The sequence below is a fragment of the Paenibacillus sp. EKM10P genome, assembly GCF_011800655.1.
Lineage (GTDB): Bacteria > Bacillota > Bacilli > Paenibacillales > Paenibacillaceae > Paenibacillus > Paenibacillus polymyxa.
Map to the genome: position 1 here is coordinate 907,031 of NZ_JAALET010000002.1, position 13,893 is coordinate 920,923.

At 48.4% G+C, this 13,893-nt stretch carries 1 protein-coding gene; it reads right to left on the bottom strand.

The window, feature by feature from the left end; translation table 11 throughout:
* Nucleotides 1–11: 11 nt before the first annotated feature.
* The coding region (locus tag HFE01_RS09515) for an SDR family NAD(P)-dependent oxidoreductase (protein WP_167442858.1) at nucleotides 12–13,893 on the bottom strand (13,882 nt) is incomplete at its 5' end.

Genomic DNA, 13,893 nt, shown 5'->3' on the forward strand with positions numbered 1-13,893 from the left:
GTGTCGGCAATTTACGAGTGTAATTGCTTGAACAACTGATCGGCCTGCTCAACATTTAATTCACCTTGCAGCACCTTCTGGATCAACGCTTGCATGGGCTGCGTAGAAGTTGACTCTACAGGTACTTGGTTTGAGGCTCCCGCCGATTTGCTTAATTCCTTTGCTAAATATTTGGAAAATTCTTTGATGTTAGGATAGTCATATACTCTGGTTGCTGAAATAGCCGTTCCAAACCGTTTATTCACGTCCTGTACCCACTCTACGCCTATAATAGAATCCAGTCCCATATCGATAAATTTATCGTCCCGGCCAATATCCTTTTCATCCATACTCAAGGATTTAGCGAGACTTTTAATTAGTTCCTTCTCCAATGCATCCACCCGTACAGCCGTAGGTCCGTTAGCAGGTCGCTTGGCCTCATCCCTGACAGCGGGCTGCAGTGTAGAATTGATAGGTTTAGGCTGCGGGGGAGCAGGCTTCAATTCTGCAGGCTTAGCTGCCTTTTTGGGTGCGTCGGCTACCTTCTCGATATCAGAGACTGAGCTCAGCAAAATACCCTGCGGCTTTTCAGGTACCTTTGCCAATGTCTGTACCTGCACATTAGCGTTGGCAGTAGGAGGGCTGAAAACAACGGGCTCTTGCTTTTGTGCTGGAATATCAACTACAGGGAGCTCCGTCTTGACTTCCTTGGACTGGCTTCCAAACGTAGAGATCCAATAGCTTTCCTTGGCAAATGGATAGGTTGGCAGACTCATCCGATGAGGTCTAACCTTTCCGTAAAGCCTGTTCCAATCGAATAGTAGTCCCTGAACCCACAGCTCTGCCAGCTTTGAATACTTGCCCTTGCTTATCCAGATATCCACCAATTGTTCCATGTCCTCGTCTGCTTCAAGAACCGTCAGAATATCTTTATTTTTCTTTGCCTGACCCGAATAGAGTCCGTCGATTTCCTCATTCCCCGCTAGGAAGCACTCCAGCTTTCCTTCAAGCTCCGTCGTAGACTTAGCTATGACTGCTAACCGTTCCTCCATAGCTTCCCGTCCCACCTGAAGGGTAAATGCTATATCCTCCAAACTGGCCTCCGCGTATTCCGGTGTTCTGAGTGCAGAAAGCAATCTTTGCACCTGCTCGTACAATCGCTCCTGATTTTTGGCTGACAGCACGACTATGGCCGGGTTTTGCAATATCATAGGAGCTTGTCTAGTCTCCTGTACCTCAGGGATGTATTCCTCAATAAGCACATGGGCGTTGGAGCCTCCGGCGCCGAAAGAGGAAATACCTGCCATTCTCGGGTATTCAACGGTCTTCCCATTTATCGTGACGACCGGTCTTTTCCACTCTTCAAGCTCCTGCTGAACTAAAAAAGGACTATTGCTAAAGTCGATATTCGGGTTGAGTGTGCTTGAATGCAGCGAAGGTGCGATCTGTCCGTATTTGAGCTGCAGGAGCACCTTAGTCACTCCTGCAATCCCTGCTGCACTCTCGCAATGCCCTATATTGGATTTTGCCGAACCAATGGCGCAGAACTGGGTGTCTTCCGTGTATTCCTGGAAAACCTTTTGCAATCCAGCGATTTCAATGGGATCACCTAAAGATGTCCCGGTGCCGTGTGCTTCAATGTAACTGATTGTTCTGGGGTTTATACCAGCTTTCTTAAAGACCCTTCCAATTACACTAGCCTGCGCCTTAGGATTTGGAACTGAAAAGCCATTGGTCTTCCCGCCGTGATTCACAGCGGTTCCCTTGATGACCCCGTATATGTGATCGCCGTCTGCTATTGCTTTGGTCAGCGGTTTGAGCAACACGGCCCCTACGCCTTCACCCGGCACATACCCATCTCCGCCTTCTCCGAAGCTTTCGCATCGTCCCTTGCTTGATACGAATCTTCCCTGCCCAAGCATCAGGTATTTGTTCGGATGAATGGAGACATTGACACCGCCAGCAACGGCAAGCTCACACTCGTCTTGCTGTAAGCTCTGGCAGGCAAGATGTATGGTCGTCAATGAGGATGAGCACATCGTATCCACAGCCATGCTTGGTCCGTGGAAATTACAGAAATAAGAAACACGGTTTGCAATGGAGGCCGGATTCCCCGGAACGGCAATCATTTTGCCTCTAGCCTGCTCCTGCGCCCCGTAAAGCTGATATTCTTCGTACATAACGCCGACAAAAACGCCTACATTCCTTTCCAGTCCAAGCCCTTCCCGTGTATAACCTGCATCCTCGATCGTTTCATAGACGCATTTCAGAAACAAGCGCTCCTGTGGATCAATAATCTCTGCTTCTCTAGGAGAGATATTGAAAAACTTCGGATCAAATTGATCCACGCCTTTGATAAAGCCTCCCCACTTGCTGTAAGCTTTTCCAGACTTGCTCCCTTCCTCGTCAAAGTATATGCTGTGATCCCAGCGCTCTTTGGGAATTTCCGTAATGCAGTCCTTTCCATTACGCAGATTGTTCCAGAATTCCTCAACATTCTCGGCCTCAGGATACATGCCCGACAAGCCGATAATGGCAATATCCCCCGTACCACCTGCTGCTTTCGGCTGCGGTTGGAGTTTTTTCTGATCCAGCAATTTTGCCTGAGCCGGCATTTCACGAGCTTGTCTTCGGCTGCTGGAAAGCGGCCTTTCCGGGTTCTCTTTCACAGTGGAAGACGTAAACGCTTGGACGGCGTTGACCTCTTCCTCCATTCCAAGCAGTTGAATCAGCTGCTTCTGGTGAACTTCAAGAAAATATTGGGTCAGCTCCCGGATACTCTGGTATTCAAAAAACAACGTTTTGGGTAATGTGCCGAATGTTTTCTCCAATTCACGTGTCAGCTGTCTGATCATAATAGAGTCAATTCCATACTTCTCCATAGGGGCATCGGCTTCAATCTGCCTTGCCGGCAGTCTGATGGATGTAGCAAGCAATTGCTTTAAATAATTTGCCGCTTTGTCGGCAAGCAGGTCTTGACCGATTTCAGGCTCCTTTCTGCTCTCCATGATCATAGAGGAGGCATCTTCAACCTGATTCAGGGATGGCTGCTGCAGGAGCGTTTCTCTAAGCTGGCTGGCATGCCCTTCCAATACCATGACTTGATCTTTTCCAGAAGCCAGACTCTGGTATAAAGCCCGCATTCCTGTGTCGGTCCCCATAGCGAACATCCCCATTTCCTCCATGATTTGTTCCATTTCACTATCAATACGCATTCCGCCTTCCTTCCAGAGCGGCCAGTTGATTGAAAGCGTCTGCCCATAGCGTTGCTTCTGTTCTACAAGTGTATTGCGATATCTGGCATAGGCATCCATAAAGGCATTGGCAGCAGCATAGTCAGCCTGTCCTATATTCCCAAGACTGCCTGCAACAGATGAAAACAGAATGAAAAAGTCCAGCGGAATATCCTTGCAGGCCTGATCCAGATTCGTTAACCCTGTAACCTTTGGCGCCAATACTTTCTGCAATTCCTCTTCTGTTTTTTTAATCATAAAATTATCGCTGGTTACTCCTGCAGCGTGAATAATTCCGTCCAGTTTCCCAAACTCTTCCCGAATATCCCGAACCAAATCCTCAACCGCTCTGTTATCGTCGACATCGGCCTGCCGAAATACGACTCTTGCTCCTAGAGCCTCTATTTCCTCAATCCTTGCTTTGGTGTGACCACGGAGTATAGATCGTCCGACGAGAATTAACGCGACATCTTTAGCCTGTCGTGCCATTTCTTCAGCCAGAATCAAACCGAGGCTGCCGGTTCCGCCAGTAATCAAATAAACCCCTTTGTCCTTCCAAGGAATACGGTCCACTTCCTGCGAGGATTTGATTTCCGTCCATGCGGCAGCATATCGTCTGCCCCACTGGTAGCGGATATGTGTACTCATGAAGTTGCGGCTATTTTCTTGCAGGATATTTATAATATCTGCTGCATTTTCCTCCACATCCACTTCGATCAGTTGGCCCACCAGTACGGGATTCTCAAGCTGCGCTGTTTGCAAGAGTCCGTAAAGTCCGGAGAATACCTGTCTGTAATCCTGTACCGGAATGACAAGCTGAACCAATGTTTTGTGTTTGGATTGGGTTTTGAGCACCTGTTGAATTTGCTCAAACACCTGTGCTGCATAAGTTCTAAAGCGTGCATCCATGCTTTCCTCTTCGGATTGCAGGATAAGACAATGCACCCCGTTCATCTGTGATTCAATCATTTCCCCGGAAATATGTGCTGGTTCACATAAAATGACCAAATGCTGCCGATATTCAGGTGCTGTTCCTCCCGAGACAAGGGCTTGTTCCTCCCATACAGGCTCAAGCATCAAAGTCTCAGATATCGTCAATTCATCTGAGCCCCCTGTTCCTCCTTCTGCAATTCGCGATGTCAAGCCCTTCATGCTTATACAAACATTCCCCTGCATATCGCACAAATCAATATCCAGCTTTTGCACTGGACCATCCTGTCTGCTGCCTTCACGATTACGGACCCAAGCCCACATCTCTGATGTGCAGCCACTAAACACCTCAAGCTCTTCCAATGCGAACGGTAAAGCCGGCTTTATTGAAACTTTTCCGTCAGACATGGCAGCGCTGTATGTGTCCATCATCAGGCCTATGGACGCCTGCAAAGCGGAATCCATCAAGCTAGGATGCATCACAAACTGTCCCATGGTCTGGTAAATAGAAGAAGGCAAGGACAATTTGGCAAGTACCTGATCCACGCCAGTGTAGATCTTTTCAATTCCTTGATGCCCTAGCCCATAGGAAACCTGCATGGCTGCAAACGCCTCATAACACTGCTGGGATGAATAGGTTCCCAGATTGCACTGCTCCAGCAGACCCTCAATATCTATGGCAGGAATCTCAGCCAACGGAGCAATTGCTGCGCTGCCTTCGCTATGCACAACTAACTCTGTATCCACTGTTTCAGACTTGCTGTAGATTTCATAGGCAATTTCTCCGCCATCTTGCGGATAAAGCCCGATATTTATAGCAATCGGCCGCTCCCCAGCTACCACAGGCCGGAGCCATAATACATCTTTTAAACGAACACAAATCCGACTTTCTTCCGAAGATGTAGCGACTTGCTCTACTGCCGCTCGCGCCATTTCAAGGAAGGCCACTCCAGGCAAAAGCTTCTGTCCCTTGATCACATGGTCAGCGAGGAAAAATTCTCTTCCCGTAAATGTGGAGCTGAACTGAAGTCCATAAATATCGGACGTATTTCGCTGAAGTAAAGGATGAATGATAGCTGACGTCTCCTGCTTCAGCACAACATCGTTGGCACCCCTCAGGTTATTGGTATCGGTTACGCAATATCGTTCTTTGGCAAAAGGATAGGTCGGCAGGCTGATACGGTTTGGCTTATGCTTTTCGTACAGCACGTCCCAGTCAAAAACCGCGCCTTTTACCCAAAGATGTGCGATTTGGGCGTAGTCGCTTTCACTAGCCAGCGACTCAATCGTCTCGGCCGCGCCCGCTCTTGTTTCCTGTTCTCTATAGCGTTTTGCCTGCCCTACATATAAGCTAGGGATGCCTTCTCGCCCTTCCACAAATCCCTTTAGCTTCTCCTCTAACTCAGAGAGAGACACCGCAGTGAAGGCCAAACGTTCTTCCATCGCTTCGCGCCCCATCTGCAGGGTATATGCTATATCTCCCAGACTGCCGTCTGTGAACTGGCGCTCCCGGATTGCAGCCAGCAATTGCCGTGCCTGGTCTTGCAGCTGTCCTTCAGTCTTGGCTGACAGTACGACAATAGCCGGCTTTTCGGTTGCGAAGGTTACCGGATCTTTCTCCTGATTTTCCGGAACATATTCCTCGATGATCAAATGAGCATTGACGCCGCCGAATCCAAAAGAGCTGACACCTGCTCTCCGAGGAATATTGTGCCCAGAAGCATCTTGCTGCTGCTTCCATTCACTCGTCTCCTGGACGATATAGAAAGGACTGTCTTCAAGTTTGATATAGGGATTAATGGCATCGCAATGAAGGCTTTTAACAAGCTTTTTATGCTTCAACTGAAGCAGAACTTTGATGACACCAGCGATTCCGGCAGCCAGCTCCAGATGTCCAACATTGGTCTTCACCGAACCTAGGCCACAATGGGGCTCTTTGATCCCGGGTCCCTTTGTACTCTCATATAGCTCTTTAAAGGCTGCTTTCAGTCCGTTGATTTCAATAGGATCACCCAACTCGGTGCCTGTCCCATGGGCCTCAATGTAAGAGACTGTTCTTGGGTCGATACCAGCCTTTGTATATGCATTTACCAGTAAATCCGCCTGTGCCCTCGGATTAGGTGCTGTCAGGGAATTAGCCCGGCCACCATGATTGACAGCTGTGCCTCGGATTACGCCGTAAATATGGTCTCCAGCCTTTTCTGCGTCCTTCAGCTTTTTCAGGAAAACCATGCCTGCCCCTTCACCACGCACATAACCGTTGGCTTGATCAGAGAAGGTTTTGCACCGGCCATCCTCACACAGCATCCCTGCTTTATTGAAGCTGATATGAAGCTCAGGTGTGATAATTGCATTGACACCACCTGCAATGGCCATTTCGCAGCTTCCATCTTCTATAGCCTTTACGGCCCGGTGAATGGCCACCAGCGAACTGGAGCAGGCAGTTTCGACAGGCTCGCTCGGACCATGAATATTAAGGAAATAGCTCATACGATTCGGTCCCACCGATGGCGCCATTCCGCTAGAGGAATACGCCTCCACACCCACATCTCCCTGATAGATCATTCCGCTGTAGCCGCTGTTCGCAGTTCCTGCAAAGATACCTGTACGACTTCCCGACAGTCTCGCTGCCTGAATGCCTGCATCTTCAATCGCCTTCCAAATATAGGTCATTAACAGACGCTGCTGCGGGTCCATGAGTGCAGCTTCCCTCGGTGAAATTCCAAAAAATAAAGGGTCAAACTCATAGATCCCGTCAATAAACCCGCCCCACTTGATGTTTGTTTTATTGGTCTCTTCCGCAGGGTCACCGTAATACGCCTTCCAATCCCAGCGATCTTCAGGTATTTCAGTGATACAATCCCTGCCTTCCTCAAGATTTTTCCAAAACTCATCTACATCCCGGGCCATGGGAAAGACACCGCTTATGCCTACGATTGCAATAGGTTCAGAACCAGCCTGGGTCTGTTGCGGCATAGCTAGCACATTCTCGTTTGCAAATCGGGAACGCTGGCGTCTACTGCGGATGCTGTCTTCCCTATCATCCTCTTCATTCTGCACGGCAGGCTCAGTCCGGGTCTGGACGACAAACTGCTCACCAAGCAAGGTGGCATATTCGTCCACTAAATACCTGCAGAAGTCATGAAGTGTAGTGTATTCAAAGAATACGGCAGGAGTCAGCTCAAGCCGATACAAGTGATTGATGTTGTTGGCAAATTGCGTGAGCAAGATCGAATCGAAGCCATACTCACTCAGTTCTACATAGGCATCAATATCTTCAAGCTTGACTTTCAGCAATTTCGATACCGCCTGCATCATGGCGATTTGCACCTTGTCCTGCAGGTCCGGCGCGGCATTTCCGTCAGTCGTGGAAATGGCTGAAATAATTGCTGAAGCACCCGTCGCCTTTTCAAACTGTCCGGTTTCCGGAATATCTAAGCCTATTGCTCTTTTCATTTTCTCGAGATTGCCTTCCAGCACCATAACCTGATCAGCACCCGTAAGCATGGCGCAGTACAAAGCCTGAATACCAGAAGAAGTTGAAATACTGCCCATGCCTGTGTGCTGCTTTACCAGCTTCTCTGTCTCCTCATCAATATGCATCCCGCCTTCTTTCCATAGTGGCCAATTGATGGATAGCGTTTGCCCCTGGCGTTGCTGTGATCCTGTCAATGTGCTCCGGTATCTGGCATAAGCATCCATAAACGCATTAGCGGTAGAATAGTCTGCCTGTCCCTGATTGCCCAGCCCTCCGGCAACCGACGAAAACAGAATGAAGAAGTCAAGAGGCAAGTGCTTGCTCGCCTGATCCAAGTTCACTACTCCTAAAACTTTGGGAGCGAGAACCTCCAGCATTTCCCCGCTATTTTTTTGGAGTATGCGGTTGTCACGAATTACTCCTGCACTGTGAATAATGCCATTCAGGCTCCCGAATTCTGCCTCAATTCCCCGAATTAAATCAGCCACAACCTGCTCCCGGGTCACATCGGCCTGCTTATATGCTATTCGTGCTCCTAATGACTCCAATTTCTTTATCTCTGCCCGCTTGCCCTCATCCAGTGCTGAACGCCCCGTTAAAATTAACACGACATTATGGACTTTATTCGCTATCTCTTTGGCAAAAATAAGTCCCAAGCCACCGGCACCACCGGTAATGAGATATACTCCGTTCTCCTTCCACGGAATGTCCGCCGTTTCCGGAGAAAATGGAATCTCGTTCCAGCTGAAAATCCACCGTTTACCTTTCCCATACCGGATCTGGATGTCTCCAGGACTCCAGCTGTTTTCTTTTAAAATATCTATGATTGTACTCGGGGCCTCATCCTGTTCAAGTTCTATCAACTGCCCCACCAGTTTTGGATGTTCTATTCTGGAGGTTTTTAAAAGACCTGAGAGCCCTGATACAAGCTGCTGTTCCTCCTGGTCGTTAGTAACAATCTGGATTAACACCTTGCCATGATTTTTTTCTCTAAAAATTCTTTGTATTAGCTCAAGTATCTGAACGGTGTAATGCTGAAACTGTTCCCCGATTCCGTTTTGATCAGGTTGCAATATTATGCACTTTGCGCCGCTTATTTGAGCTTCTACTTGTTCACGAGAAATATAGGACGGCTGGCAAAGGATCACGACATGGCGATCATATACAGGTAAATCACCCTCTATGCTAACTCCCTGCTCTTTCCACACGGGTTCAAGCATCAAGGTACCAGAATTGGACTGCGCGTCTGTGGGAATAGAGTCTATATCCAGAATTCTTGATGAATAACCCTTTATCCTCACGCAGATCTCTCCGGTTTCGTCGCTCAGGTCAATATCTAGTTTCTGTGCCTTATCTCCTGCTGTACCATCTGCACTGTATCGAATCAGCGCCCACATGGTGGAACTGCAATGTTTTATAATTTCAACTTCCTGAATGGCATACGGCAGAGCGGGCTTAATCTCGCGAGAGCCCAGCGTCAAGCCTATGGATGCCTGGAAAGCTGAATCAATCATGCTTGGATGCAGGACAAATTGGCCTTGATTGTCAGAGACTGAGGAGGGCAAGGATAGCTTCGCCAGCACTTGGCCATCTCCGGCATATACCATCTCAATCCCCTGATGCCCAGGACCATAATCAATCCCCAGCTCTCTGAAAAGGTTATACAATGCTGCCGGATGGAAGCTTCTGCTGCATGTATCCTGCAAATCTTTAATATTCAATGCAGGAACCTCCACCGCTGATCTCCGAACCGCATTGCCGTAGCTATATACCATAAGCTCTGTATCATCGGCTCCGTTATTTCCATAAATCTCATATGAAATTTCTTGATCTTCATTCTGGAAAAGCCCGATATGCAGCTGTATTGGGCCATCCTCTACGGCAATAGGCCGTGCCCAAACCACGTTTTTAAGGCACATTCCGACCAGGTCGCCCTCATCCGTCCCTAGTGATTGCTCCACTGCCGCCCGCGCCATTTCAAGGGATGCGGCCCCAGACAGCACCTTGCGCCCATTCACCACATGATCCTTCAGGAAAAACTCCTGGCCTGTAAAGCTAGAACTGAATCGCTGCTCCGAAAAATCGGAAGTGTTTTGGTGCAGCAAAGGATGAAGCGTTGCAGCCATGACAGAAGTTGTACCTTTACCAGCCTTACTGTCTAGCTCGGGCGCCCAGCACCGTTCTTTTGCAAAAGGATAGGTGGGCAGACTAATCCGACGAGGCTTGATGTTCCCATACAGCTTGTTCCAGTCCATCGTTAGCCCCTGTACCCACAGCTCTGCAATTTTCCCCAATTTTCTTTTCTTGATCCAGGTTTCAAGCAAGGATTTGGCATCTTCATCTGCCTCAAAGAGCACGATCCCGTCCTTGCCCTTTTTCACCTGAGCCGTCAGGACTCCAGCTGGCCGTTGGTGATGAACCAAGCCATCCAGCGCTTGTAGTAGATTCTCTTTTGAATCTGCCACAAAAGCCAGACGGTGGTTCATCGGCTCACGGCTTACTTGCAGCGTATACCCCATATCTGTCAAGTTAAGGTTGGGCTGAGTGGCAATAAAGTTTCTCATGTTTTCGGCATAAGTTACTAGTTGCTGTTCATTTTTGGCAGACAATACGAAAAGAACGGGACTATGTGACTCGTCGTCTGCTGGTGAAATTGCAGCCTCTGGACGATATTCTTCAATAATAAGATGGGCATTGGTACCGCTAAAACCAAAAGAGCTCACAGCGGCCCGCCTTTTGTTACCTTGAGAAGGTTGCCAGTCCTTTAATTGTGTATTTACATAAAATGGAGAATCATCGAAATCAAAATGTTCATTCGGGTTCTTGAAATTCAGTGTCGGTACCAGTTTCTTATGCTTCATGCATAACAGCACCTTTTGCATGCTTGCTACGCCTGCTGCTGCCGAAGTATGCCCGATATTACTCTTTACCGAGCCTATGGCACAGAACTTCTTCTGATCTGTTTTTTCTTTGAAAGCTGTACATAAAGCCTCCAATTCAATAGGATCGCCCAGCTTGGTGCCTGTCCCATGCATTTCAACATAGCTAATACTTTCGGGTTCAATCTGATACTTATTGTATATCTCCTGCTCAAGCTCTATTTGGCTGTTCGTGCTTGGAGCGGTAATTCCGTTGGTTTTTCCATCCTGATTAATCCCAGTTCCGATAATAACCCCATAGATGTGATCCCGGTCAGCTTCCGCATCCTTTAGCCGCTTCAGAACCAGCACCCCTGCTCCTTCGCCTGGAACAAAGCCGTTGGCACTATTGTCAAATGTCTTACACTGACCATCTGGTGACAACATTCCGGATGCAGACATACCTATATAGGATTCAGGAGTCAGGTATAAGGACACACCGCCGACCAGCGCCATTTCAATCTCTTTATTTGATAAAGCCTGGCAAGCAAGGTGAGTTGCCACCAGCGATGAGGAGCATGCCGTATCTACGGATATGGCGGGTCCTTTCAAATTAAGGAAATAGGAAATACGAGCCGCTGCAATAGCGTTGCTGTTCCCGGTAGTATTGCTGAACTGTGCTTCATTTTTGTAGCGCATCATACTGTACTCATTATTTAAAATGCCAAGATAAACACCGCATTTTTTATTTCCCAACTGTGAGCCGCTATAACCTGCATCCTCAAAGGCTTTATAGGCTTCCTGCAAAAAGATGCGCTGCTGCGGGTCCATCCCTTCCGCCTCGGTAGGAGATATATTAAAAAATAACGGATCAAAATATTCTATATCCTTCAAGGCACCCAGCCACTTGCAATTTACTTTCCCCTCTTGTGCCGGACGCGGATCATACAACGGGTCTACGTCCCAGCGGTTCTTCGGGATTTCAACAATGGAGTTTTGACCTTGAGCGAGATTTTTCCAATATTGCTGTACATCTTCGGCACCAGGATATCTTCCCGAAATCCCAACAATTGCAATTGCATCTTGATTTTCCGAAGTTGCTGGCACTGATTCCTCTTCTGCTTTTACCCGACGCAATGGCACCGTTTCCTCCTTAGGGAGCTGCGCTGGAGAGCATTGGATCGTCTCTGGTCGCGGTAAATGGACTTCTGCTATAGGTTTGACCGTGTCCGAGACTGTGTTCAAGGGCTGCTGAACGAAGCTTTTCTTGCCCCCGTGCTTATTGATTTCTTGTGCCAAAAACTCGGTAAATTGCAGAATAGTCGGATAGTCGTAGACCTTGGTAGCTGCAATGGATGTGCCGTAGCGCTTATTCAAATTTCGAATCCATTCTACGCCTATAATCGAATCCAAACCGATATCTATAAAGTTTCTATCTGCCTCAATCTCGCTTTGCTCCATGTACAAGGCTTCAGCTAGGCTTGCCGTCAGTTCTTTCCGTAATTGCTCTGTAGAGACACCAGACGGAATCGTGCCGAATTGCGGCTGCTTTTCAGGCGATATCGGCATTAAATTAATCTGAAGTGAGGCCTCTGTCTGCTTATCCGTTTCCAATGATACGAGCGGCGGTAAATGCTTTGCAGGCGCCTGATCCAGAATAGACGCAGCAGAAGACGGCATGATTAATTGGGCTACACGATTGCCCAATTCCTTTTCTAAAAATTTGCTAAACTCCCGTATGGTTGGATAATCGTAGACTTTTGTCGCTGTTATGGATGTGTCGTAATGTTTATTAATGTTTCGAATCCACTCTACGCCTATTATGGAATCCAATCCAAGATCAACAAAGTTTTTATCCTCATCGATCTCGTCCCGATCTATATATAAAGCTTGCGCCAGACTTGTTGTCAGCTCCTCCTGCAATATTTCTGACGATATGGATAGGGCAGGAGCCACAGGCGTCTGTTCTTCCGTCTCGTTGTCATTATCTGACGTGTGCATTACCCCTTCCGGGGAAGTTAAAATAATCGGTGCTGTCTGCTGATTGGCAGACTTGCTAAGCTGCGGCTGACTGTCTGACAAATTCCGTAAAGAAATCCCGCTTGGTTTTTCAGAACTACTCGAAAAACTGGATGGCATTAAAGCTTCAGGAAGAGCAGACTGCATTACTTGAGACTGAACATGAACTGCTTTTTCTTGAGATTCACTAGGGATTCTTTCTACAGATGGGATCGTAATATCCGTGATCCAATACCGCTCCTTTGCAAAAGGATAGGCTGGCAAGCTTATTCTCTGCGGCTTGGCATCTCCATAAAGCATGCTCCAGTCCATCGCCAGTCCCTTCACCCAAAGATCCACAATCTTCGCATATTTCCGTTTCCCGATCCAGGCAGTGATCGTTTTTTCCATATCTTCATCTTCTATCAGTGCGGACAGTGCCTCTTTGTTTCGCTTGACCTGTCCTCGGTACAGCTCGGATATCCCATCGTGGCCTTCTAGAAATCCTTCCAGCTTTTCCACCAGTGCTGGCATCGATTCGGCAATTACCGCCAGGCGTTCTTCCATTGCTTCACGTCCTACCTGAAGCGTGTAGGCTGCATCAGCCAGATTGCTTTCTGTGACCTCTCCTTTCCCGATCACGGACAGCAATCTCTCGACCTGCTGTTTCAGTCGATCCTCATTTTTGGCCGACAACACAATAATAACGGGGTTGTGAGCTGTTACACGGATGGGCGCCTTCTCTTCTGGAACGTACTCTTCAATGATGACATGGGCATTGGCGCCTCCTGCTCCAAACGATGAAATCCCAGCCATTCTCGGGTATTCCCGTGTCTCTCCATTGAGCTCAACCACCGGCCGCTTCCATTCCTCCAGCTCCTGCTGTACGACAAACGGCGTCTGCTCAAAAGGAATGTTCGGATTCAGTTCCTGGGCGTGCAGGCTGGGAACCAGCGTCCGGTTTTTCATCTGCAGAACAATTTTCCCAATTCCTGCGATGCCCGCTGCCGCCTCCAAATGTCCGATGTTGGACTTTACAGAGCCCACGGCGCAAAATCCTTTGTCTGCGGTATCTTTCCTGAAGGCCTGGGTCAGACCGGTTACTTCAATAGGATCTCCCAGTTCTGTACCGGTTCCGTGAGCTTCAATATAGCTGATGGTCCGGGCATGTACCCCGGCTCGCTCTAGTGCTGACCGGATCAGCTCCCCTTGAGCAATCGGGTTAGGCACGGTATACCCGTTGGTCTTGCCCCCATGGTTGATGCTCGTTCCCCGGATGAGCGCATGGATCGGGTCTCCATCTGCTATCGCCTTGGACAGCGGCTTCAATAAGACGACCCCCACGCCTTCTCCTGGGACAAAGCCGTTGCCTCCCTTTCCGAAGCTCTTGCACTGTCCGTCTACGGACAGCATCTGA